Origin of the sequence: Chitinophaga varians (assembly GCF_012641275.1) — a bacterium.
Lineage (GTDB): Bacteria > Bacteroidota > Bacteroidia > Chitinophagales > Chitinophagaceae > Chitinophaga > Chitinophaga varians_A.
Window position 1 is genome coordinate 749797 of sequence record NZ_JABAIA010000002.1, and the last position, 25106, is coordinate 774902.

A 25106-nucleotide genomic window follows, 5' to 3' on the forward strand; every position below is an offset into this window, starting at 1 on the left:
GATAAATGAAAAAGCAGCTACTGTCTAGTAGCTGCTTTTTCATTTTAAGAAAGTATGAAATGGTTGCTGTATATATCCCTATTCGCCACTAAATGTCCTTAAACACAAACAAAACAGCCCATTATCAGAAAAAACTGAATTGTAACCCAGGGCTTCAGCCCCGGGACTTTTAGCGATGCGTGATCTGTTCCACGCAGAAAGTGCTTTCCCGGAAAATCTCCTTGCCGTTGTTCATGCGGAACACGCGGTAGTTGTTGTTATTAATGGGCTCAAAGATGAGTTTGTACGCCGGCTGTACGATTTTGCTGCCCCGTTCCACTATTTTCAGGTTGCCGGTCGCCAGCAGGTCGGGCAATATTTCTTCCACATAGGGCATCAGGATGCCACAGTCTTCTGCCCATAGCAGGTTCATCTTGTCTGTGCGGAAGCTGATTTCCTTGTTGAGCGTATCTTCCACGAAGCAGTAGGCTTTCAGGAAGTGGTTGGCCATGTCGTTATTGTTGAGCCGGGCAAACTGAATGTTACGGAATACCTTATTGCTGTTTTTGTTGTTGCGCAGGGTGGTGTCCATAGTGATCATGTAATCAAGCAGATGTTGCCGGTCGAAGATAAGGATGGCGTTATCTCCCTGATATACGATGGAGTCTCTGAACGGCTCTGAGGGCGGCTGTACTTTAATCACTATTTGTGCTGTGGCGGCCCATGAGCAGGCGATACCTGTGAGCAGGAGCAGTAATGTTTTCATAGGTAATATTGGTTAATTTTTATATGTCAAATATAGTAATATTAATAATAAATGTTATAAATTGGCCCATGGTAAATATTTTCTTACTATTTCCCGGTGCTGGCGGATGTTTCGGGCAAATGATTATATTTGCCGCATATGTCACATATTGCTATTACGCTGCAGGCCAGCGCTGAACAGGCCGACCTGCTGATTGCGCAGCTGTCAGATACAGGTTATGAGGGATTTGAGGAGCAAGCGGACCAACTGATCGCCTATATTCCGGAAGCTGACTTTGATGAGGCGTTATTGCAGTCGATTCTGGTATCTTACGGTATAACCTATACGAAAGAGACGATTCAGCAGACGAACTGGAATGCAGTGTGGGAAAGCAATTTTGAGCCTGTGCTGGTAGATGGATTTTGTGGCATCAGGGCCGGTTTTCATCCGCCATTTACGCCGGCGCCAACCTATGAGATTGTGATCACGCCCAAAATGTCGTTTGGTACAGGGCATCATGCCACTACTTCTTCGATGATACGGTTGATGCAACACCTTTCGTTTGAAGGAAAGAAAGTATTCGATTTCGGGACTGGTACGGGCATTCTGGCTATTCTGGCTGATATGATGGGGGCTGCGCAAACCGATGCCATCGATTATGATGAGTGGGCGGTGAACAATACGCTGGAGAATATACAAACCAATCATACCCAACATACGACCGTATGGCAGGCTGATAACCTGGACGCGGTGACGGGCACATATGATATTCTCCTGGCCAACATCAATCTGAACGTGTTATTGAGGTTTATGAACGATATGCGCCGTTTGCTGGTACCTGATGGCATCCTCCTGTTGAGCGGCATTATGCCGTCAGACGAACAGCAAATACTGGCTTCGGCAGTTCCGGCCGGCTTCACGCTCCTGGAAAAAATTGAGAAAGACAACTGGCTGGCACTGAAACTGAAGGCGGGTAGCAAGGAATAGTTTAAAATTTTATATGAAAAGTGCTGATAATCCAACTTTTGTGTTATAAACTTTTCTAATGTTTGCTTAATTTTAACACAGAATTTGTTATCTTAGCAATCCTAACTTATAGTGATGACAGAAATTTTATTGCTTTTTTGTGCTTATCTGATCGGGTCTGTACCTACAGCTGTATGGGTAAGTAAAGGCGTTTTCGGGATGGATATCAGGGAATATGGCAGCGGCAACGCCGGTGCTACCAACACATTCCGGGTACTGGGCCCCAAAGCAGGAACTTTTGTGATGGTGGTAGACATGTTGAAGGGTGTACTGGCTGTACGGTTAGCATATCTTGCATCTTACTATCATGATCCCGAGCACCTGACACAGCTGGTGAACCTCCAGATCGGACTGGGCCTGGCTGCGGTGGTTGGGCATATTTTCCCTATCTGGGCCAACTTCCGGGGCGGTAAAGGCATCGCTACCCTGTTCGGCCTGGTACTGGCCATTCAGCCGGTGGTGGCCTTGTGCTGCGTGGGTGTATTTCTGATGATCCTCTTCCTGACACGTTACGTATCTTTAAGTTCTATCATTGCCAGCATCGCATTTCCTGTCCTGATCCTGTATATCTTTAATGAACCTGAAATTTACTATCGCATCTTTGCTATCGCTGTGGCTTTGATGGTGGTATTAACACACCAGAAAAATATTACCCGTCTGTTGAAAGGCAACGAGAGTAAAGTTCCCCTGTTCAGGAACAGAAAAGAAAAACATTAATTCAACTTTTTAGGAATAAACGTCAAAGCATAAAGTAAAAAGCCGGCCAACTGAAGTGTGCACGCTTTTTGCTTTATGCTTTTCTGCATTATAGCTTTTCTGCATTATAAATTTGATTCACCCATGAAAAAGATCGCACTTATCTTTACTGCCGGCATCGGACTGTTAGCGGCGTGTACCCGTGTACCTATAACAGGACGTAGCCAGTTAAACCTGCTCCCCGAAAGCACCATGCAATCCATGGCACTTCAGGAATACCAATCATTTCTTTCTTCCAACAAAGTTGTGTCCCAAAGCACCAACAGAGACGCGGAAATGGTAAAAAGAGTAGGACAGCGTATTGCCGGCGCCGTTACCGCTTATATGAACCAGAACGGCATGGGCAACCAGATTGCTGACTATAAATGGGAATTTAACCTGGTAGATAGTAAAGAAGTGAATGCCTGGTGTATGCCGGGAGGTAAAGTGGTGGTGTACACAGGACTGTTGCCTGTTACCCAGAACGAAACGGCACTGGCCTGCGTAATGGGCCACGAAATTGCCCACGCCATCGCCCGTCACGGTAATGAGCGCATGAGCCAGGGACTGGTGGCACAAGGCATCCAGGTGGCCGGCTCTGTAGCCCTGGGCAAAAATCCCACTGCTGTAAACCTCTTTAACCAGGCCTTTGGCGTAGGCGGTAACCTGGGTATTATGGCCTTCTCCCGCCAGAATGAGCTGGAAGCGGACCATCTCGGCGTTATATTTATGGCCATGGCAGGATATAACCCACAGGAGTCCATTCCGTTCTGGCAACGTATGGCCAACATGAGCAACGGCCAGAAACCACCTGAGTTTTTGAGCACCCACCCCAGCGATGCAAGACGTGTGCAACAGCTTCAGCAACTGATGCCGGAAGCCATGAAGTACTACAAGCCAAGATAGCATTCAGGGATTTTTTGATTTACGATTTTTTGATTTCGTAGATGAATAAATAGAAAGACCGAAGCAATTATTATTTGCTTCGGTCTTTTTATTTATTCGCTTTTAACTCGCAGAAATCAAAAAATCGTAAATCAAAAAATCCCTGAATCTTACATGTTTATTTCGATGACCTTTTTATTCTTTTGCGCTTTGGTCTTTTCCGGCACATGCGCCAGTATCTCTTTTTTAAAGGCTTCTATCAGGGCCTGTTTGATAAAATGACGATGGGTAACGAGACTGATTTCCCTCACCGGTTCGGGCGTTTTAAAATAACGGACCATATTCAGCTGGCGGCTGGAAAGGTCCTGCAGTGACAACTCCGGTAAAATAGTGTATCCTTCATTCAGATCTACCATCCGTTTGAGTGTTTCCACGCTGCCGGTATTGTATTCCAGGTTTTTATGCTCGCCCATGGTAAACTTGTCCTTGCAGATGTTCAGTACCTGGTTACGCATGCAGTGCCCTTCATTCAGCAGCCATACGTCTTTTAGTTCCAGTTCTTCTGCACGCACTACTTTCTTTTCATACAACGGGTTGCTTTTTGCGGTATACACCACAAAGGACTCATAAAACAGCGGATGCTCTTCCAGGTGGGGATTATGCAGCGGCGTGGCCAGCAGGCCACAGTCCAGCAGCTCCTGCTTCAACTGTTGAATGATCTGTTCTGTGGGGTATTCCCATATTTCCAGTTTTACTTTGGGATATTTCTTCATGAACCCCGTCAGGATGCGGGGAAGGAGATAGGGTGCAAGGGTAGGGATAATGCCCACTTTCAGGTTGCCCTGTACTTCTTTTTTCTGGTCTGCGATAATTTCCCGGATACGGGCGTTTTCTTTCAGGATGATCCTGGCCTGCGCCACTACAGCAATGCCTATTTCAGTGGGCACCACCGGCAGTTTGCTGCGGTCAAATAATTTAATGCCCAGCTCATCTTCCAGTTTTTGTATCTGCATACTTAGCGTAGGCTGTGTAACGAAGCATTTTTCCGCTGCGATCACAAAGCTCCGGTAGGTGTCTACCGCAACGATGTACTCCAATTGAACCGTTGTCATGTTGCAAAGGTATTGATAAAATCTATAGATAGGCAATTACGAATTAAGGGCTCCCTTACAGAGCGGTTAGTAAGTAACCGCTCCTTAAGAAAGCCCTTAATTCGTAATTCGTAATTCGTAATTTGTAATTAGAATATACGATAACGATATTTGATTTTTTCAGTATTGCTGTACAGCTCACGGATGTTGATAGATGCCTGGATTTCCTGTACGGCATCGGTTTTCAGGTTACGGAACTCTGCCTGTTTGTTGTCGATAATATTTTTTTCGGCCAGTCCGTTGTCCTGCGCGATCTTGAGTGAATTGTTCACCTTGGTGTAATAAGAGTCCAGCAGGGTAAAGTATTCGTTGTAAAGATTTTCGAAGCGTTTGGTTTGCAGCACCAGGTCTTCCAGCTGGTTGTTCACCTCTTTCAGATTGGGGTTTTCCCGCAGCAACGATTCATAGTCGATACGTTTGTTTTTAGTGTATTTGGCTTCCAGCTGTCCGAAATAATCTACCACCTTTTCCTTTTTGAACTCATAGAAATATTCGTTCATCGTTTGGCTCAGCGGTTTTGCGCCTTTCTGCGGAGCGGGGAACTTCAGGGAAGTAGCGGTAAACGACAGGTGGTCGAACAGGTTGTCCTGCAACAGGCTGAGTTGGTCCTTATTGAAGTTGAGGCCGTACTCAAACTTCTGGTTGGCATCGTTCAGGGCTGTATAGTACACTACATATTTATTCAGTTCTTTTTCAAAATCCTGCAGTGACTTCTGATTGATCTGTTTATTGTTCACGCTGACACTGTGCAGGAAGTTCATCACTGAATTGGCGATGGCCAGCGGTGGTGTCAGGGAGGTGAAGCTCTGGAAGATAGGGCTGTTGATAATGGATTTGGTGGATTCCACTATTTTGGAATTTTTTTCACCCTTGTCTGATTTGTTTTTCAGGATGATTTTTTCCACCAGTTCCACGATGCGGTCGCTCAGTGAAAACCCTAAAGCCTTGCTTTCGGGGTTGTTGAGCGAGGTAATGAATACATCGAGGTTATTGGTGGTGGTACGCGATTTCAGGTCAATGATCTTTTTGTTGAGCAGGTAATAAGTTTCACTCGCGTTGATGATATTATTTTTGATGAGATCGTACTTGCTCATATTATCGATCTCTTTACCCTGCAGCAAGGCCTGAATAGCATTGGAGTTCGTTTTATCGTTGTCCGTGATGCGCTGCATTTCTTCTACCAGTTTCCTTATAGTGGTGTCCTGTGTTTTGATGACTGGAGAGGTGATGGCTTTTAACTCCGGGTCCTGGGCTTGTGCGGCCTGAAAGGTTAACAAAAAGATAAAGGGTGCAGGCAGCACTTTCATCCATTTGAAAGTCCGGGAATTTTTTCCGGGCTGTACTAACGGCAATGAATAATTACAGGTGGCCTCTGGACCATTACCATGCTTCATTTCCGTTGGTAGGTGTTTTAACATGTTCTTTTTGCTTTTTGTTAACAAAAATTTTAGAAAATATGATGCCAAAATCATCAAGCTACAAAGATAAATAATTAATAATAGTTAAAATTAAATCATGATAGGTGGTACACATGGGCATTTGAGCAATATATTTTGAATTATCAGCAGGTGACTTACCTTTGCACCCAAATTTGATCCACTTTTCATGCTGAATGACAAAAAGATAGTGGTTGTGTTACCAGCCTACAACGCAGCACTTACACTGGAAAAGACGTTCCGGGAAATCCCTTTCGACATCGTGGACGATGTGGTACTGGTAGATGATGCCAGTAAGGATGACACCCTGGAAGTAGGAAGACAATTAGGGATTAAACACCTGATACGCCATGACAATAACAAGGGGTATGGCGGCAACCAGAAATCCTGTTACAACAAGGCGCTGGAGCTGGGAGCGGACGTAGTGGTGATGCTTCACCCCGATTATCAGTATACGCCCAAGCTGATCACCGCCATGTGCAGCATCATCGCCAATGACCTGTACCCGGTTGTTTTCGGTTCCCGTATCCTGGGCAAAGGCGCGCTGAAAGGCGGAATGCCCATGTACAAATACATATTTAACCGTATGCTCACACTGACGCAGAATATTCTGATCGGTCAGAAGCTGAGCGAGTACCATACCGGTTACCGCACCTTTTCGGGAGAAGTGCTGAAGAACATCAATTACATGGCCAACAGTGATGACTTTGTCTTTGATAATGAAATGATTTCGCAGATATTCATGAAAGGATACGATATTGCGGAAATAACCTGCCCCACCAAGTACTTTGAAGAAGCGTCCAGCATCAACTTCAAACGGAGCGCCATCTATGGCCTTGGTGTGTTAAGGGTGTCTTTGCAGCACCGTTTGCATATGTGGGGCCTTTTTAAAGGAAAGATTTATTAAAAAATTCGTATAGTCAGTGAGTTTAGCGCAGCAGTATCGATTAGCTACCAAATATATCCGGTATTATTTTACCTCCGGGAACCGTCATGATGTCCATTCCCCGTTCGTTTTCTCCCTTATAGAAGACGTATTGCTGGATAAAACCCGTCATGCCGCCTTCGGCGAGATAGAACAGCTGCGCAAACAACTGCTGGCCAGCACCGAAACCCTGCAGGTCACCGATCTGGGGGCCGGCTCCCTTATTTCTTCGGGCAACGAACGGAAAGTCAGCGACATAACCCGTTATGCCGCTAAACAGCCTAAATTCGGGCAGTTGTTTTACCGGCTGGTCCAATACCTTCAGCCGAAGCAGCTGCTCGAATTAGGCACCTCAATGGGCCTTTCTACCGCCTATATGGCCAAAGCGGCGCCCGATGCGCGTGTATACACCATTGAAGGCTGCCCCAATATCGCCGCCAGAGCCCGCAAAAACTTTGATACGCTGCAGCTCGATAATATCACGCAGGTGACAGGCAATTTTGATACGGTATTACCGGACGTGCTCCGCCAGATACAACGGCCCGACTGGGTCTACATCGACGGTAATCACCGCAAAGAGCCTACACTGGCCTACTTTGAGCAATGCCTGCAATACGTGCATGAACACTCCCTCCTGATTTTTGATGATATCCACTGGACTCCGGACATGGAAGCGGCCTGGCATACTATCCAGGAGCATCCGCAGGTGACCATGACCATCGACCTGTTTTTCATCGGGCTGGTCTTTTTCCGGAAGGATTTCAAAGTGAAACAGCATTTCACGCTGAAATATTAAAAAAATTTAAAAAATACCGCTGCGCAGGTAGTATATTAGGAAACAAATTCCTCATATGAACTACTGCAGATACCTCCTTTTTTGCTGTTGCCTCCTGCTGGCCGCTGTATGCAGCCAGGCGCAGGACCTCGACGCGTTCAGCTATGAAACCTATTACCATCATGGCGACACCCTGCGCTACCGCCTGCTGACACCGGCCAACTACGATGTGCACAAAAAATATCCGCTGATCGTTTTCCTGCATGGCGCCGGTGAGCGGGGATATGATAACAACGCGCAACTGCTGCATGGCGGTACCATGTTCCTGCGGGATTCTCTGCGCAACAAATACCCGGCCTTTGTACTGGCGCCGCAATGCCCTACGGGCAGCACCTGGGCGCCGATGAGCCTCGAACGGGACAGCACCGGTAAAATCATCCGAGGGGACTTTCCGCTGGACGCCCCCGCTCCGCCGGCCACGGCAGCGCTCAATGTGCTGCTGGACAGCCTGTTGTCCAGCGGAAAAATCGATAAGAAAAGAGTATATATCGGCGGCCTGTCCATGGGAGGCATGGGCACATTCTACATGATCACCAAAAGACCTGAATTGTTTGCGGCGGCGTTCCCTATCTGCGGCGCAGGCAACGTGGCGGCTGCCGACCGTTTTGCCCGTAAAGTGCCGGTTTGGATATTCCATGGCGGGGCTGACGGTGTAGTACCGGTGGAAGGCTCCCGTGCATATGATGCCAAACTGAAATCCCTCCATGCGGACTACAGATATACTGAATATCCCGGCGTAGGCCATAATAGCTGGGACAATGTGTTCGTGGAACCGGACCTTTTCCGCTGGCTGTTCTCTCACAAAAAGAAATAATACCTCTTTAAAAGGTGAAAATAAAAAGCCCCCGGCCATACGGCCAGGGGCTTCGCTCTATAAAACCTTCCGGGTCAAACCAATATCACACTGTCATCCGGTAAAAGAAGGTTTTATTCATCACACTCATCCATTCTCCTTCCGCCATTCTGATCTTCATTTTATCATCTGTCTAAAACAATCCGGTATTAACGTGCGCCGGAGCCGCCCAAAGACCGGTATAGCGATACCAGTCCCTGGTACACGCCTTTTCGTGTGTTTACCAGCGCCAGTTCCGCTTCCAGTACGCTTTTCTGGGCGGTGATCACTTCCAGGTAATTGGCGTAGCCGGTGGTGAACAGGATATTGGCAGTAGACACGGCCTGCTGTAATACCAGCACCTCTTTGGATTTGAGGGAAAATGCCTGGTGCTGGTTCTCTACTTTGTTAAGTGCAGTGGCCACTTCCTGGTAACCGTTCACAATCGCCTGCTGGTATTCGTAAAATGCCGTATAGGCGTTAGCGGTGGAAATGTTGTACTGTGCTTTCAGCTGTTTTTTGTTGAAAATGGGAGCGGTGACACTTCCCAGTGCGCCCCAGGCAATGGAGGCGGGTGATTTAAACAGCAGTCCTGCCTTAAAGGCGTTAAAGCCGGCATAAGGTGTAATGGTGAGTCCCGGGAGAAAAGCGGCCCTGGCGGCTTTTACGTCGGCCTTGGTGGCGCTGAGCTCCAGTTCGGCCCGTTGGATGTCCGGACGGTGCAGCAACAGATTTGCCGGGATGCCGGAAGGAACAGCGGGAGGCAGGTTGGCGGTATCTACCAGGTCTGATACAGCGCTGCGCTCAATATGTTGTGGCAGTCTGCCCATCAGCGCGTTCAGCTGGTTTTCGATGGATGCGATTTCCTGCTTTACGCCAAATTCGAGCGCCTGTGTGCTCAGCAGTTGTGCGGTAAACTGTTGCACGGCCAGCTCGGTAGCGCGACCGGCATCTTTTTGTATATGTACCGTGGCCACGGCTGCTTCCTGTAGCTTGATGTTGCGGTGGATGATCACCAGTTCATTGTCCATGGCCAGCAGCTCATAATAGAGGCCGGTGATACCGGCCACGATTTGAGTGGTGAGCAGGCGGCGAGCCTCGCTGGTGGCCAGGAAGCGCGCCATGGTGGCATGCCGCTGCTGTTTCAGTTTACCCCACAGATCTATCTCCCAGGAGCTTCTGATACCGGCAAAGTATTCAGGCGTAGGATCGGATACCCGTTGATCGTCATTGATATTGGGCGATTTGTTGGTGTCGAAGTTGCCCACGCCGGTCATCGTATAATCCGCAAAGTGGTCAACACCAGCTGTCAATGATAGATTGACAGAAGGCAGCCATGCGTTCCGGGCCATCATCAGGTTGGCCTGTGCGGCAGAAATACGGCGGCTGGCGGCCAGCAGGTCGTAGTTGTTTTGCAGCGCGCTGTCAACCAGATTTTTCAGGTACCGGTCCTGGAAAATGCGGTCAAAGCTCGCCAGTGATATAGTGTCAGCAGCCGGAGCGGTAGTAACGGAAGCGGATATACGTTCCGGCAGCTGCAGTTCTTTCTGTGTGGTGCAGGCGACGGCGCCCGTCAACAGACAGGCGCCCAGCGCATATTGATATATTCGTTTATTCATTGGTGTAAGCTTTCAGTTCAACTTTCTTTTTCGGCATCATAGAGGCAAACAGCACATAGAGGCCGGGGATGATAATAACACCGAAGAGGGTGCCTATCAGCATGCCGCCGGCGGCAGCGGTGCCAATGGAGCGGTTGCCCATGGCGCCTGCGCCTGAAGCGATACACAGCGGGATCAGGCCGGCAATAAAGGCGAAGGAGGTCATCAGGATAGGCCTCAGCCTGGACACCGCGCCCTCTTTGGCAGCTTCGAGAACAGAAGCGCCGTGTTTATTGCGCAGGATCGCAAATTCCACGATGAGGATCGCGTTTTTGCCGAGCAGGCCCACCAGCATCACCAGCGCCACCTGCGCATAGATGTTGTTTTCCAGTCCTACCAGTTTAAGGGAGATGAAAGCGCCGAAAATACCGGCAGGCAGGGAGAGCAGTACCGGCAAAGGCAGCAGGAAGCTCTCGTACTGTGCGGCCAGCAGCAGGTATACGAATACCAATACGATGGCAAAGATGTATATCGCCTGGTTACCGGAGAGGATCTGTTCACGGGTCATACCGCTCCATTCGTAGCTGAAGCCCCTGGGCAGTTCTTTGGCGGCCACTTCCTGTACGGCTTCAATAGCCTGGCTGCTGCTGTAGCCGGGGGCGGCGTCGCCATTGATCATGGCGGCGGTGTACATGTTGTAGCGGGTAAGCTGCTCCGGTCCGTATACCCGTTCCAGTTTCACGAAATCGGCATAGGATACCATTTCTCCACGGTCGTTTTTAACATGCAGTTTCAGCAGGTCTTCGGGTTTGGTCCTGAAGGAAGGATCGGCTTGCACCATCACTTTGTACATCTGCCCGAAGCGGATGAAGTTGGATGCATAATAGCTGCCCATCAGCGTTTGCAGGTTACTCATGGCATTGTCGGTGGTGACGCCTTTTTTGGCAGCCATGCCCTGGTCCACGTGGATGAGGTATTGCGGGAACTCTGCATCGAAGCTGGTGAAGGCACTGCCTATTTCCGGCCGTTTTTTCAGGGCTTCGATGAAGTTGTTGGTGATCTGGGCGGTCTGCCGCAGATCGCCGCCACCGCTGCGGTCCAGCAGGCGCAGCTCGAAGCCGCTGGCATTACCGAAACCGGGTACTGTTGGCGGCGGGAAAAATTCGATGCTGGCGTCAGCGATGCCGGCAGACAACTTTTGCAGTTTGGCGATGATATCGTTGACGGAAGCTTTACGTTCATCCCATGGTTTGAGATTGACCATGCCCATGCCGTAGGAGGCGCCTGCCACCTCGTTTACGAGGCTGTAGCCGGCGAGGGTGGACACGGATTCTACTTCGTCCAGCTGTGCTGCGAGGGCCTGTATCTGGTCCAGCACTTCTTCGGTACGTTCTACCGTAGCGCCGGGAGGGGCCGTTACGTTGACATAGATCATGCCCTGGTCTTCAGTAGGGATAAAGCCGGAAGGCAGGATAGCGCTGGCGCCCCAGGTGGCCACGAAGAAGCCGGCGAGGGCAATCAGTGTGATGATTTTGCGGCCGGCGATAAAGCTTACCAGTCTGGCGTATTTATTTTCCGTAGCGCTGTATCCTTTATTGAAGCCGTTGAAGAAACGCTGCAACAGGCTCTTTTTACGCGGTTTGCCGTGGGTGGCTTTGAGCATGATAGCGCAGAGTGCAGGCGTTAACGTTACCGCGTTGATACCGGATATCACGATGGAAATAGCCAGCGTGAGCGAGAACTGGCGATAGAATACGCCTACCGGTCCGGAGAGGAAGGCCACGGGCACGAACACCGCCGACATGACGAGGGTGATGGCCACGAGTGCGCCGCTGATTTCGCGCATCGCGGCGATGGTGGCCTCCATGGGCGGGAGATGGTCTTCGCTCATCTTCACGTGTACTGCTTCCACCACTACAATAGCGTTGTCCACCACAATACCGATGGCCAGCACCAGGGCGAAGAGGGTAAGCAGGTTGATGGAGAAGCCCATCATCTGCATGAAAGCGAGCGTGCCGATAAGGGCTACCGGTACTGCCAGTGCGGGGATGAGCGTGGACCGGAAATCCTGCAGGAAGATGAACACCACGATGAACACGAGCAGGAACGCTTCAAAGAGGGTGCGTACCACTTCATGGATAGAGGCGTCGAGGAAGCGGGAAACGTCATAGTTGAAGTTGTAGGTCATGCCGGGAGGGAAAGAGGTGTTTTTCATCTCTTCCATCTTTTTCTTTACATTGTTGATCACCTCGCGGGCATTGGAGCCGGGCCTTTGTTTGAGCATGATGGAGGCCGATGGTTTGCCGTCTGTTTTGGACACCATGCTATAGGTGAGGGAGCCAAACTCCACGTCTGCCACATCTTTGAGATGAAGCACCGATCCGTCGGCGCCGGCCCTCAGTACGATCTGCTTGTATTGTTCCGGTTCAAAGAACTTGCCGGTATAGCGGAGCACATATTGCAGCAGGAGGGGATTTTTATCGGAGCTTTCACCGGTTTTACCGGGAGCGGCTTCGATGTTTTGTTTGCGGATAGCGTCGATGACTTCATCGGAAGACACGTTGTAGGCCAGCATGCGGTCTGGCTTCAGCCATATGCGCATGGCATATTCCTTGGCGCCCATGATTTCAGCGCGGCCTACCCCGTCAATGCGTTTCAGTTCCTGCAATACGTTGATATCGGCGAAGTTGTAGATGAACTGTTCATCCAGTGAGGTGTCTTCACTCATCACGTTGAGATACAGCAGCATACTGTTCACTTCTTTTTCGGTGGTAACACCGGCTTTGATTACTTCTTCGGGTAATTCATCGATGATGGTGGCCACCCTGTTCTGTACGTTTACAGCGGCCTGGTCGGGGTCGGTGCCTACCTGGAAAAACACCTGTATAACGGTGATACCGTCGTTGCTGGACACGGACGACATGTAGGTCATGCCCGGTACGCCGTTGATAGCGCGTTCCAGCGGGGTGGACACTGCTTTGGCCGATACTTCGGCGTTGGCGCCGGTGTATTTGGCCGTCACGGTCACCGAGGGAGGCACGATATCGGGGAACTGGGTGACCGGCAGCGTGAAAAGCGCCAGCAGGCCTACCAGTGTGATAATAAGCGATATGACCAGTGACAACACCGGTCTTTTAATAAATATTTCAAACATTGATCTCTCTTTTACAGCTAATAAGCAGGGTGATTTATATTCTCAGCAGACTGTCCATCGGCACCGTGCGGGGGGCGATCTGTACGCCGTCGCGGATATTGCGCACGCCTTCGCATACGATACGTTCACCGGGTTTGAGGCCGGATTTTACGATGTAGAAATGAGAGAACCGGGCCTGCGGAACGAAATTCCGCATCGTTACCTTGTTGGAAGCGTCTACCACGAAGACATAGTTTTTGTCCTGCATTTCAAACACCGCTTTTTGCGGGATGATGATAGCGCTGTCCATTTCCGTGGTGAGCCGCACTTTGCCGCTGGCGCCATGTTTCAGGAGCTTGGCGGGATTGGAAAAGCGGGCGCGGAAAGCGATGGAACCGGTGTTCTCTTCAAATTCGCTTTCCATGGTTTCGATTTTGCCGACGTTCGGATAATCACTGCCATCGGCGAGGACCAGCTGTACCTGGTTGTAGCTGTTGTCGCCTTTGGCGATGGCTTTGCTGTATTGGAGATATTCTGTTTCGGATACGTTGAAATAAGCGTATACCTCACGGGTGTCTGACACAGTGGTCAGCAGGGCGCCTTCACTGATAAGGCTTCCTTTTTTCAGTGGTATACGGTCGATAATACCGTCGAAAGGTGCGCGGATACTGGTGTAGGAGAGGCGCATGGCTGCATTGCTTTCAGCGGAGCGGGCTTCATCGATTTTAGCCTGGGCAGCGGCAAGGCGTGCCTTGGCCACTTCCAGCTCGGAGGCCGCGATGACTTTTTTCTCTACCAGCATTTTCACCCGTTCCAGTTCCAGCGAAGCGGATTTTGCTTCCGCTACCATGTTACTGAGGACGGCTTTGGCTTTGGTCAGCTCTGCACTGTATTCCGCATCGTTGATGCCAAACAGCAGTTGTCCTTTTTTCACTTCCTGTCCTTCGTCCACATAAATTTTATCCAGGAAACCACTCACACGGGCACGTATTTCCACGTTCTGAACGGCTTGTATATCGGTAACATATGTACGGTGCAGTATGGTGTCCTTTACCACAAGACTGGTAACAGGCAGTGATTTCAGTTCTTCATTTCCGGTACTTTCTCCTTTGGTAACGCAGCCTGCCACGAATAACGCGAGCAGCGAAGCGTAAATCCCTGTATTTTGACGCATAGATATAATAGTATTGTTTCCGGTGGAAGCCGGAAAGTTTAGTTCACACATAGGAAGGCTCATTCCGCGTCAATAGCGGCGATGGTTGTCATCTCCCTAAAAAAAGAAAAAAGAAAAACAGTAAAACGAAAGGGGGGAAGTCCTCAGAATGGAGTAAACCGGAAGAGAAAACTGTAGTAGGCGGGTAAAAAAGCCTTTTGCCGGCCATATTCGCCGGGCAGATTTTCTTTGATAAGACAATAGGGAGAAAGGTTGTCGCCCTCTATATAGGCCACCCGGGTGGCGATACTGAATTGTTGGGAAGAAGCGCTGAGATAGTACCGTGTTTTACGGCGGTGTTTGGTGGCATGTATACATTCGTGACCATCGTCCACATCATCTGCTTCCAGCTGGGGAGGCAGTTTGGCGGCAAGGTCTTCGATTGAGTCTTCCAGTGCGGCCTGCCGGTAGATCTGTTCAAACAACAGGTGTTTGTGTGCTGCCAACGAGGGCAGCACGCTTGCTGTCAGCTGTGTTATCATCAGCAGACAAACAAACATCCAACGTTTGAGTATGGGTGACGGCATGCTCATTACGCACAAAAATAATCCTATTTTTTGATTTGCTTATTTGGTTATTTGATAACCGGTATGTTACCTTTTTGAAAACGGCGTAAAAAAGGGTTGGCGTAAGCCAACCCTCCCACTCTGCACAGGATTTAATTGTTAACTATTGTTTGATGGCCTGCATAGCAGCTTTGGCTGCCTGGATAGTGGCATCAAGTTCTTCTGTGGTCAGCGCATTACACATGAACCAGCTTTCAAACGCTGATGGTGGCAGGTATACGCCGCGTTCGAGCATGGCATGGAAGAAGCGTCTGAACAATTCGTTATTGGCAGCGGAGGCGCTGGTGAAGTCAATAATCGGATATTCGGTAAAGTGTACGCTGAGCATAGATCCCAGGGTATTGATCTGGTAAACGCTGCCGGATGCGCCAAATGCTTCGCGGAGGCCGCTGACGAGGTAATCTGCTTTTTCCTGCAGCTGTTGGTAGATCACCGGATTTTCATTCAGTGTCTGTAACAGCGTATAGCCGGCGATCATGGCAATAGGGTTACCGCTCAGGGTGCCTGCCTGGTATACTTTTCCGGCAGGGGCCAGGTTCTCCATGATAGCTTTGGGGCCAGCCACAGCGCCTACAGGCATACCGGCGCCGATGATTTTACCGAAGGTAACGAGATCGGCACGGATACCGAACAGTTCCTGTGCGCCGCCGCGGGCGAGGCGGAAGCCGGTCATCACTTCATCAAAGATGAGCAGGATGCCGTTGGCATCGCAGAGCTGGCGCAGTCCTTCCAGGAAGCCCGGCTGGGGCAGGATACAGCCCATGTTGCCGGCCACCGGTTCCACGATGATGGCAGCGATCTGCTCCGGATTGCCGGCGATCAGCTGTTCTACCGCAGGAAGATTATTGTAAGGGGCAGTCAGCGTGTCGTCTGCTACGGTAGCGGTCACACCGGGAACGGACTGGATGCCGAGCGTGGCCACGCCACTGCCGGCGCTTACCAGGAATGCATCTGCATGCCCATGGTAACAACCCTCGAATTTGATGAATTTATTGCGGCCGGTATAGCCACGGGCCAGCCGGAGGGCGGTCATACAGGCTTCGGTACCGGAGTTCACCATACGTACCATGTCGATATTGGGCACCATGCTCACAATGAGCTCCGCAATTTTTATTTCCAGTTCTGTAGGCGCGCCAAAGGAAGTGGAGAAGGCGGCATATTCCTGGATGGCTTTTACTACGGGTTCATAAGCGTGCCCGAGGATCATTGGGCCCCAGGAGTTGATATAATCAATATACCTGTTGCCGTCCACATCATACATGAAGGGGCCCTGGGCGCGTTGCATGAATACCGGTACGCCACCTACGCTTTTGAATGCACGCACGGGGGAGTTTACGCCGCCGGGGATAACCTCTTTGGCTTTCCCGAATAACATTTCACTTTTGCTGTAGCTGTACATGAAAGGAAACTGTTTTATTTAGTTATTTTTTTATTTTCTTATTGCAAGATACTGAATTAAGCATTCAGCAGTCTTACTGCATCTTTAGCGAAGTAGGTGGCGATCAGGTCGGCACCGGCACGTTTGATGCTGGTCATACTTTCCAGGATGGCCTTGTTCTCGTCGAGCCAGCCGTTGGCAGCTGCTGCCTTGATCATGGCATATTCGCCGCTCACGTGGTACGCGCTAACGGGAACGGTAGTACGGTCTTTAATGATGCGCATGATATCGAGATAGGCCATGGCGGGCTTCACCATCACGATATCGGCGCCTTCTTCAATGTCCATCAGTGTTTCCTTGATCGCTTCGCGGGAATTGGCGTAGTCCATCTGGTAGGTCTTTTTATCGCCGAAGCCGGGAGCGGAGTCCAGTGCATCACGGAAAGGACCGTAGAAGCAGGAGGCATATTTGGCACTGTAGGCCATGATACCGGTTTTGTCGAAACCGTTTTGTTCAAGGATATTGCGGATGGCGAGGATGCGGCCGTCCATCATATCGCTGGGTGCCACAAAGTCGGCGCCGGCCTGTGCATGGCTGAGGCTCATACGGGCCAGTACTTCCACGGTGGGATCGTTCACGATTTCCGTGCCTTCCACGATACCATCGTGGCCATAGGAAGAGTAAGGGTCCAGCGCTACGTCTGTCATCACCACCATGTCCGGAACAGCATCCTTGATGCCACGGATGGCACGTTGCATCAATCCGTTGGGATTAACCGCTTCGGTGCCTTTATTGTCTTTAACACTATCAGGCGCTTTCACAAAAAGCAATACACTTTTGATGCCGAGGCTCCATAATTCTTTGGCCTCGCGGATGGTGAGGTCCAGTGAATACCGGAAATAGCCGGGCATCGAGCTGATCTCTTCCTGCACATTTTCTCCTTCAGTTACAAACAGCGGGGCGATGAAATCGCTGGGACGCAATATTGTTTCTGCTACCATTGCACGAATGGCAGGGGATACTCTCATGATTCTGTTTCTTCTGATCATCTTAGGTAAGTTTTTGTGTTTGTTATTTTGAGATGATAGTGGATCATCTGTTGTCCTAAATATTAATCCAGTCGCGGGGCTTCAGCCATTCCACCAGTTGGGCTTCAGGGCTTCCGGGCGCCGGATGGAAATCGTATTCCCAGCGGGCCACGGGCGGAAGGCTCATGAGGATGGACTCGGTGCGGCCATTGGTTTTCAGTCCGAACAGCGTGCCGCGGTCGTGAATGAGATTGAACTCCACATAACGTCCTCGCCTATACGCCTGCCAGTTTCTGTGGGCTTCTGTATAGGGGATGTCTTTTGTTTTCTCCACAATGGGCAGGTATGCTTTCAGGAAAGCTTTGCCATTGGCTTTGGAGAAGGCGAAGAGGTCTTCTGCTGTTTTTTCCGCATTGGGACGGAGGTAGTCGTAAAAAATACCGCCGATGCCACGGGCTTCGTTATTACGGTGTTTGTTCACGAAATATTCGTCGCAATGTTGTTTGTATTTCGGGTAGAGGTCTGTGCCGAAGGCGTCGCAGGCCTCTTTGAAAGTGCGGTGGAAATGGCTGCCGTCTTTTTCTTCGAGATAGTACGGCGTAAGGTCGGCGCCGCCGCCAAACCAGCTGTCCTTTAGTTGTCCTTCCTGGTCGTACAGCTCGAAGTAACGGAAGTTGGCGTGCACGGTGGGTACGAACGGGTTGAGCGGATGGATGACCAGGGAGATGCCGCAGGCCATGAATTTGCTGTTGCTGACACCAAACTGCTGGGCCATCACTTCGGGCAGGTCGCCATGTACCACGGAGGTGCTGACGCCGCCTTTTTCAAACACGTTGCCATCGGCGATCACGCGGGAGCGGCCGCCACCGCCGCCAGGGCGTTCCCAGTGGTCTTCCCGGAAGGTGGCTTTGCCATCTATTTTTTCAAAGGCGTTGCAGATCTCATCCTGCAGGTCCCGTATAAAGGCGATGAATTCGTTTTTGATGCTCATGGTATGTTTAGCCGTGTGCTTTAACAGTTTCAACAAATGCTTTGGCATGGTCTACCGGTACATTAGGCAGGATGCCGTGGCCGAGGTTGGCGATATAACGCTGACGGCCGAAGCCTTTCAGCATTTCCTTCACTGATTTTTCAATTTCAGGGATAGGCGCCAGCAGCTTGGCCGGATCGAAGTTGCCCTGCAGGGTGATGTTGCTGCCGGCAAACTGGCGGGCCAGTTCCGGTTTAATGCACCAGTCGATGCCGAGGCCATGGGCGCCGGTAGCGGCCATGTCTTCGAGCGCAAACCAGGCGCCTTTGGCAAATACGATGGTCGGGCAAACGTCTTTCATCGCTGCCACGATCTGGCGGATGTATTGCAGGGAGAACACTTCAAAGTCCTGTGGGCTGAGCAGGCCGCCCCAGGAATCGAATATCTGAACGGTGTCTGCGCCGGCGGCCACCTGTGCTTTCAGGTAGGCGATGGAGGTATCGGTGATCATCTGCAGCAGCTGATGGGCTACGGCAGGTTGCTGGTAACAGAAGGCTTTGGCTTCATCAAAAGTTTTGGAGCCTTTGCCTTGTACCATATAACAGAGCAATGTCCAGGGAGCGCCGGCAAAACCGATCAGCGGCACGCGGCCGGCGAGGGTTTGTTTGGTGAGCTTCAGGGCATCGAACACATAATGCAGTCTTTCGTGTACATCGGGAACGCATAAACGTTGAAGGTCTTGCGCGCTTTTTACCGGTTGCGGCAGCAGGGGGCCTACTTTCTCTACCAGTTGCACTTCCATGCCCATGGCCTGCGGCACCACCAGTATGTCGGAGAAAATGATGGCGGCGTCCACACCTACCTGGTCAACCGGCATCACGGTGATTTCGGTGGCCAGTTCAGGATTTTCACAGCGTTCAAAGAAGCTATATTTATCACGCAGTTTGATATAATCCGGTAAATAGCGGCCTGCCTGACGCATCATCCATACGGGTGTGCGGGAAACAGTTTCACCTCTAAGGGCCTTCAGCAATAAATCATTCTTCAATGCGCTCATTCGTAGCAGTTAATGTTGTTAAAGTAAAATATAGCTGTTTTCACCATGGATTCCGCATCGGTATGAGGGGCCATGATGATTTTATTATCGGTATAATCTTCCAGTTGGGCGGCTGTGGTGGTCCCAATCGCAAAACAAACAGTGTTGGGTGCCAGCCTGTTAACGGAGAAAAAGCTCTTTACCGCACTGGGACTGAAAAACAGGATGCCGTCGTATTCGCCGGCCACCACAGTGGGAGTGGGGATGTTGTCGTAGATCACGTATTCGTTGACCGCAACACCTGCATCCCTTAAGCTTTGTGGCAGTTCATCCCTGCGCTGGTTGCCACAGAAAAAATGTACTTCGTTTATATTGCCTAATGCAATGATAGCGGCTGCCAGGTCTTTGCCATAGGGCGCTTCCGCCAATATCGGATTGTGTGGAAACCATTTTTGCAGCTGGGCTTTGGTATTGCCATCTATACAGCAAAACGGATTTCTGATGAGATAGAAGGTGCTGCCCTGATGCCAGTAATAGTCGACAAATACTTTTACAGCATGTGCGCTGGTGAAAACAAGCGGAATATCCGGATTGCCCAGGACGCTTTTCATATTTTCATCACCAAGCAGATTATTATTTGCTATTGGTTTTATCTGGATAAAATCCTGTACTTCGATAGCAATACCGTGATCGCCCGCTTCGGTGATCAGGTTACCAGACAAGGGTCTGGTACACAGTACGCGGTATTTGACATTATCGGGCATTTCTGATTTCAGCTACTACTTCAGCGCCGCCCTGGGCCATGATTTCTTCCGCTGCGGACTGGCCCAGGTATTGTGCCTGTTCCACTGAAGCTTCCCGGCTGATGCTGAAGAACCGGGAGCCGTCGAGGCTGCAGAGTTCTCCGCTGAAGTGTACGGTGTTATTTTGTATTTGAGCATACGCGCTGATAGGGGTGGTGCATCCACCCATCAGGGTACGCAGGAATTCGCGTTCAATAAAAGTGGCCAGGGCTGTTTCCGTGTCGTTGAAGGCAGCGCAGGCTTCCCGGCAGAAGGTGTCGTCTTCGCGGCATACGGCCACTACAGCGCCCTGTGCGGGGGCTGGCAGCATCCAGTCCAGGTCGATGGAGTTGGAAGGGCGTACATTGATCCGTTCCAGTCCGGCCACGGCGAAGATGGCGCCGTCCCAGTTTTCCGCTGCCAGTTTTTGCAGGCGGGTGTTGACGTTGCCGCGCAGGTTATGCAGCTGGTGTTTCGGGTATTTCCGCAGCCACTGTGCTTTGCGGCGTACGCTGCTGGTAGCGATGTTGGCCACATAGTCCGGCTGATCGAGGAAAGACGTATCGTTCTTATATACCAGCAGGTCTTTTACCGGTCCGCGCTTTAATACGGCTGCCTGTACGATCTGTTGCGGCAGCTGTGTGGGCACGTCTTTGAAAGAGTGAACGGCAATGTCGATGCGGTTGTTCAATAGCGCCAGGTCGAGGCTTTTGGTGAAGATGCCCTGTACACCGATTTCGTACAGTGGCGTAACGAGGTCGATATCGCCTTCGCTTTTGATGGGCACCAGCGTTGTTTTATAGCCCTGTGCGGTGAGCAGGTCGTTAACCTGGTGTGCCTGCCATAAGGCCAGCTGGCTTTCTCTTGTGCCTATCCTGATAATTTTGTCCATGATGATTAGTCCTGCTTGACGCCTGTCTCAAAAATATCGTTGATCATGGCGATATACAGGTCGCTTTTGTCGGTTTCCTTGCGGACCTTGCCTGCCATGAGATTGATCATTTTCTGGATGATACGGGAAGATACCTGTTCCATATCTTCCACTTTATAACCGGAGCCGTTTTTCTGTTGTTGTATTTCGCGGGTATGGATCTCCTGCAGTTTGTCTTTTACAGCTTTAAGTACAACGGCATGTTTACGCATTTTGTACCAGTACAGGAATTCTGCCATATGCTCCTCGATGATGGCGAGGGCTTTGGGAACTTCGCCCAGCCTGTTTTGCAGGGTTTCGTCCTGTACTTTGGAGAGCTCGTCGACATTGATCAGGGAGATGTGTTCCAGATCGCCTACTGCTGATTCTACGTTGAAGGGAATGGAGAGATCGAGTATCAGTTTGGGAGAAGACTGATGGAAATGAGATGCCAGTACCGTAGGTTCGGGAGCGTTGGAGGCCACGAGCACCACATCGGCGGCCTGCATTTCAGCGACCATATTTTCATAGGGCGCGTAACGCAGTCCGTGCTGACCGGCGAAATCCTCCGCCACCTGGAGGGTGCGGTTGATGAGGGTCACCTCTTTTACGCCTAAGTATTCTATCATGTTCTTGCAGGTGTTGCGGCCTATTTTGCCTACACCTACCAGTACGATTTTTTTATTGCGGATGTCAGGGCAACGGCGTTCGAGCAGGCGTACCGTGGCAAATGCTACTGATACAGTGCCTTTGCTAAGGCCGGTTTCCGTCTTGATCAGTTTGGAGACTTGTAATACGCTGTTGACCAGTCTTTCCAGGAAGCTGCCGAGGCATTGTTGCGCTTTGGCGAATTTAGCGGCAATACGTATCTGGCCGATGATCTCGTAGTCCCCCAGGATCTGGGAGTCGAGGCCGGTGCCTACCTGGTACAGATGACGAATGGCATCTTCACCGGATTTGATGTAGGCCAGTTCTTCCAGCTGTACACGATCGCCGTTTGTTTCGCGGGACAACAGATCTAACAGGTCGCCAGGTGTATTGGCGAACCCGTATATCTCGGTTCTGTTACAAGTGGAAAGTACAAAGAGATCGTCTAATTGCACAGTCCTGGCATGCTCCAGGAGTTGTTGGTATTGGGCCTGATTAATGGCGTATAATCCCCTGATAGCAGCGTCTGTTTTCTTATAGTTGATCCCAACGATATGAAAATTTGCTATTTCTTTTGAGTGACTGACCTGCATGTTGTTGAATAAGCTTCCGGCTGCAAAAATACTTGGATACGCCGCAAACAAACGGGATTAGGCTGTCATTAGTGTGTCATTTCTCCTACTGGTGTTCATTACGATGAAAAAATGATTTTTATCAGGTTTTGCATGCTTCGGGTACTGTGGCGGATGACAACACGAATATACGAAAAATATCACCGTATACATTACAAACACATGACATTTGGGCCGGCAGCACGGCTTGCAGGCCCCTTTCCGAAAAAGCATTTTGTGTGGATTTGTTATTTACTTTTGCAGCAATTTATAAAGCACATGGTATCTAAATCTGAAGTTGGCATTATTCTGATGAACCTGGGCTCGCCCGATAGTACGGCCGTTCCTGATGTAAAACGTTATCTGCTGGAGTTTCTGATGGACAAGCGCGTGATTGATTATCCATGGCTGTTCCGTAAAATACTGATAGAAGGGATCATTGTTCCGCGCCGTGCTGAGAAATCTGCCGAAGCTTATTCCTCCATCTGGTGGGAAGATGGTTCCCCGCTGATCGTATTGACAAAACAGCTACAGGCGGCCGTGCAACATGATATGGACGTACCGGTGGAAGTAGCCATGCGTTACGGAAACCCGCATCCGGAAGTGGCTTTTGACAATCTGCTAAAAAAGAACCCGCAGCTGAAAGAGGTGATCGTGTTGCCTTTATATCCGCATTATGCAATGTCTTCCTATGAAACAGCGGCGGAGTATGCAAAGGAAATTTACAAAAAGAAAAAATACAAGTTTAAGCTTTCCATCATTCCTCCTTTCTATGATGAGCCTGCCTACATCGATGCGGTAGCAGAAAGTATGCGCCCGTTCCTGCAACAGAGCTATGATTACGTGCTGTTCAGCTACCACGGTGTACCGGAGCGGCATATCCGCAAAGGCGATGTTACAGGAAGCCATTGCCTGAAGGTGACAGATTGTTGCCATGTGAAATCAGCGGCACATCAGTACTGTTACCGGCATCAGGTAACGATTACAGCAGAACTGGTAGCGGCTAAACTGGGGCTGCCCCGCGAAAAATGGGGTATCTCCTTCCAGTCGCGCCTGGGCAGGGAAGAATGGTTGAAACCTTACACTGCCGGCCTGTTGGAGACATTGCCAAAGGAAGGAAAGAAAAAGCTGCTGGTCGTATGCCCGGCATTTGTATCTGACTGTCTGGAAACACTGGAAGAAATTGCAGTAGAAGGAAAAGATTCATTCATGAGCAATGGTGGCGACAGTTTTACGATGATACCCTGTCTGAATGTACATCCCATGTGGGTCAGCGCTATCGTGAAGTACTGTAACCAGATCATGCAAGCGGAAACCGTATAATCTTGTTCCATATGCCACAGAAACCCGTTTTGATCATCGGTGCCGGTATTTCCGGCCTGAGCATCGCCTATGAGCTGCAAAAAAGAGACATACCTTACCAGGTGCTCGAAGCAGCCGGCCATAGCGGCGGTGTGATACAGTCATTCAACAAGGAAGGTTTTGAACTGGACGCTGGTCCGAATACCATTGCTGCTACGCCTGAAACGATGGCGTTCCTGCAGGAGATAGGGCTGGAGCAGGAGATACTGCCTGCCGCCGCTGCCAGCAAAAACCGCTTCCTGGTGAGAAACAACCGTTTGCATGCTGTGTCGCCTCACCCGTTCAAGATCATGGGTTCTGACTATATCAGCCGTGGCAGCAAATGGCGCCTGTTTACCGAACGTTTCCGTAAACCCGCACCGGTACAGGAGGAAGAGACGGTGACACATTTTGTGGAACGCCGGTTTAACAAAGAAATAGCAGATTATTTATTCGACCCGATATTGTCCGGTATCTATGCCGGTAACCCCGACCAGATGAGCATTGCAGCAGTGTTGCCGGCTTTGCCGCGCTGGGAGAGGGAATATGGCAGCGTCACCAAAGGCCTGATGAAAGAAAAAGGTGTGATGGCCGGCCGTAAGATCATTAGTCTGGCTGGTGGCAATCAAACACTGACCAGGCGTTTACAGGAAAAGTTACAGACACCGGTACGTTTTCATTGTACCGTAAAAAATATTGCGGTTTCCGCTGTGGGTGGTTATCAGGTGATCGCAGAAGAGCAGGGCGGTGAGACCGTGCTGGAGGCAGACCGTATCATCCTTACCACGCCCGCTTATACCGCAGGGCGACAGCTGGAGGGGTTGGATGAAAGCCTCGCTGCTTTGCTGCAACAGGTGTATTATCCGCGTATGGGCGTGCTACATCTGGGTTTCGATGCCACTGCCCTGCCGCAGCCGCTGGAAGGCTTTGGTTTCCTTGTGCCACATGCGGAAAAGCTGCATTTCCTTGGCGCCATCTGTAATTCGGCCATCTTCCCTCATAAAGCGCCCGACGGAAAGCTGCTGCTGACCGTATTTACAGGCGGTTCCCGCCAGGAACATTATTTCGATGAGCTGGGAACAGCGCAGTTACAGGAAACCGTAGTGAAAGAAATCCGTTCCCTGCTGGGGCTGAAGGCCGCTCCTGTGATGCAGCATTTCAGTTTTATGCAGAAGGCGATCCCGCAACTGAACATCGGACATGCAAAGTTGCGCAGCGCTGTTGCCGCCATGGAGCATAATTATCCCGGCATACTGCTGCGGAGCAACTTTGTGCAGGGCGTGGCGTTACCTGCGCTGATACAGCATGCCGCATCACTGGCGGACAAGCTGAAGAAAAATTAA

At 50.3% G+C, this 25106-nt stretch carries 22 protein-coding genes; 8 read left to right on the forward strand and 14 right to left on the reverse strand.

Features of this window, described 5'->3' with window-relative positions:
• Nucleotides 1-169: 169 nt before the first annotated feature.
• Entirely contained in the window at nt 170-745 is a 576-nt protein-coding gene (locus HGH92_RS17660) for a hypothetical protein (protein WP_168872086.1), read from the reverse strand.
• Nucleotides 746-883: 138 nt separating this feature from the next.
• Here HGH92_RS17660 and prmA point away from each other — a divergent pair, with 138 nt between their 5' ends.
• The 3 genes from prmA (at nt 884) to HGH92_RS17675 (ending at nt 3391) form a co-directional block, all read left to right on the forward strand.
• Nucleotides 884-1711 carry a 50S ribosomal protein L11 methyltransferase gene (prmA, locus tag HGH92_RS17665; protein WP_168872087.1) on the forward strand — a complete coding sequence of 276 codons (828 nt, stop codon included), beginning with the start codon at nt 884-886 and terminating at the stop codon, nt 1709-1711.
• Between the two features lie 114 nt (nt 1712-1825).
• On the forward strand, nt 1826-2467 hold the full coding sequence (gene plsY / locus HGH92_RS17670; RefSeq protein WP_168872088.1) for a glycerol-3-phosphate 1-O-acyltransferase PlsY: 642 nt from the start codon (nt 1826-1828) through the stop codon (nt 2465-2467).
• Nucleotides 2468-2590: 123 nt separating this feature from the next.
• Nucleotides 2591-3391, forward strand: coding sequence for a M48 family metallopeptidase (locus HGH92_RS17675; RefSeq protein ID WP_168872089.1), 801 nt, complete (start codon nt 2591-2593; stop codon nt 3389-3391).
• 149 nt (nt 3392-3540) lie between these two features.
• Here HGH92_RS17675 and HGH92_RS17680 read toward each other — a convergent pair whose 3' ends face one another.
• Both HGH92_RS17680 and HGH92_RS17685 read right to left on the reverse strand, forming a co-directional pair.
• Entirely contained in the window at nt 3541-4482 is a 942-nt protein-coding gene (locus HGH92_RS17680) for a hydrogen peroxide-inducible genes activator (protein WP_168872090.1), read from the reverse strand.
• A gap of 128 nt (nt 4483-4610) precedes the next feature.
• Nucleotides 4611-5939: a hypothetical protein gene (locus HGH92_RS17685; protein ID WP_168872091.1), complete on the reverse strand. Its 1329-nt coding sequence runs from the start codon at nt 5937-5939 to the stop codon at nt 4611-4613.
• Nucleotides 5940-6126: 187 nt separating this feature from the next.
• Here HGH92_RS17685 and HGH92_RS17690 point away from each other — a divergent pair, with 187 nt between their 5' ends.
• Genes HGH92_RS17690 through HGH92_RS17700 form a run of 3 tightly spaced genes read left to right on the forward strand, consistent with a single transcriptional unit; the run spans nt 6127 to nt 8531 of the window.
• Nucleotides 6127-6864, forward strand: coding sequence for a glycosyltransferase family 2 protein (locus tag HGH92_RS17690; protein ID WP_168872092.1), 738 nt, complete (start codon nt 6127-6129; stop codon nt 6862-6864).
• A gap of 16 nt (nt 6865-6880) precedes the next feature.
• On the forward strand, nt 6881-7678 hold the full coding sequence (locus HGH92_RS34195) for an O-methyltransferase (protein ID WP_168872093.1): 798 nt from the start codon (nt 6881-6883) through the stop codon (nt 7676-7678).
• Between the two features lie 55 nt (nt 7679-7733).
• Complete coding sequence (locus HGH92_RS17700; protein WP_168872094.1) at nt 7734-8531, forward strand: prolyl oligopeptidase family serine peptidase; 798 nt, start codon at nt 7734-7736, stop codon at nt 8529-8531.
• Between the two features lie 188 nt (nt 8532-8719).
• On the opposite strand, the gene HGH92_RS17705 is transcribed toward HGH92_RS17700, so the two are convergent.
• From HGH92_RS17705 to hemA, 11 genes are all read right to left on the reverse strand, one after another.
• On the reverse strand, nt 8720-10168 hold the full coding sequence (locus tag HGH92_RS17705) for a TolC family protein (RefSeq protein ID WP_168872095.1): 1449 nt from the start codon (nt 10166-10168) through the stop codon (nt 8720-8722).
• Nucleotides 10161-13301 carry an efflux RND transporter permease subunit gene (locus HGH92_RS17710; RefSeq protein WP_168872096.1) on the reverse strand — a complete coding sequence of 1047 codons (3141 nt, stop codon included), beginning with the start codon at nt 13299-13301 and terminating at the stop codon, nt 10161-10163. The genes HGH92_RS17705 and HGH92_RS17710 overlap by 8 nt, the downstream gene beginning before the upstream one ends.
• A gap of 34 nt (nt 13302-13335) precedes the next feature.
• On the reverse strand, nt 13336-14454 hold the full coding sequence (locus HGH92_RS17715) for an efflux RND transporter periplasmic adaptor subunit (RefSeq protein ID WP_168872097.1): 1119 nt from the start codon (nt 14452-14454) through the stop codon (nt 13336-13338).
• Nucleotides 14455-14597: 143 nt separating this feature from the next.
• The gene (locus tag HGH92_RS17720; RefSeq protein WP_168872098.1) at nt 14598-15026 is read right to left on the reverse strand and encodes a hypothetical protein; all 429 of its coding nucleotides are present in this window, start codon (nt 15024-15026) and stop codon (nt 14598-14600) included.
• Nucleotides 15027-15162: 136 nt separating this feature from the next.
• Nucleotides 15163-16458 (reverse strand): glutamate-1-semialdehyde 2,1-aminomutase, encoded by a 1296-nt coding sequence (gene hemL, locus HGH92_RS17725; RefSeq protein WP_168872099.1) that lies wholly within the window; start codon nt 16456-16458, stop codon nt 15163-15165.
• 56 nt (nt 16459-16514) lie between these two features.
• Nucleotides 16515-17486: a porphobilinogen synthase gene (hemB, locus tag HGH92_RS17730; RefSeq protein WP_168872100.1), complete on the reverse strand. Its 972-nt coding sequence runs from the start codon at nt 17484-17486 to the stop codon at nt 16515-16517.
• A gap of 55 nt (nt 17487-17541) precedes the next feature.
• A complete protein-coding gene (gene hemF, locus HGH92_RS17735; protein ID WP_168872101.1) occupies nt 17542-18456 on the reverse strand; it encodes an oxygen-dependent coproporphyrinogen oxidase in 915 nt (304 codons plus the stop codon).
• Nucleotides 18457-18463: 7 nt separating this feature from the next.
• A complete protein-coding gene (gene hemE / locus HGH92_RS17740; RefSeq protein WP_168872102.1) occupies nt 18464-19492 on the reverse strand; it encodes a uroporphyrinogen decarboxylase in 1029 nt (342 codons plus the stop codon).
• Nucleotides 19489-20235 carry a uroporphyrinogen-III synthase gene (locus tag HGH92_RS17745; RefSeq protein WP_168872103.1) on the reverse strand — a complete coding sequence of 249 codons (747 nt, stop codon included), beginning with the start codon at nt 20233-20235 and terminating at the stop codon, nt 19489-19491. Before HGH92_RS17745 ends, hemE begins: the two co-directional genes overlap by 4 nt.
• The gene (gene hemC, locus HGH92_RS17750) at nt 20225-21145 is read right to left on the reverse strand and encodes a hydroxymethylbilane synthase (RefSeq protein ID WP_168872104.1); all 921 of its coding nucleotides are present in this window, start codon (nt 21143-21145) and stop codon (nt 20225-20227) included. The genes HGH92_RS17745 and hemC overlap by 11 nt, the downstream gene beginning before the upstream one ends.
• A 5-nt stretch (nt 21146-21150) precedes the next feature.
• Nucleotides 21151-22404 carry a glutamyl-tRNA reductase gene (hemA, locus tag HGH92_RS17755; RefSeq protein ID WP_168872105.1) on the reverse strand — a complete coding sequence of 418 codons (1254 nt, stop codon included), beginning with the start codon at nt 22402-22404 and terminating at the stop codon, nt 21151-21153.
• A 297-nt stretch (nt 22405-22701) separates the two neighbouring features.
• On the opposite strand from hemA, the gene hemH reads away from it, so the two are divergent.
• Both hemH and hemG read left to right on the forward strand, forming a co-directional pair.
• Nucleotides 22702-23745, forward strand: a complete 1044-nt coding sequence (gene hemH, locus HGH92_RS17760; protein ID WP_168872106.1) for a ferrochelatase — start codon at nt 22702-22704, stop codon at nt 23743-23745.
• Between the two features lie 11 nt (nt 23746-23756).
• Nucleotides 23757-25106, forward strand: a complete 1350-nt coding sequence (gene hemG / locus HGH92_RS17765) for a protoporphyrinogen oxidase (protein WP_168872107.1) — start codon at nt 23757-23759, stop codon at nt 25104-25106.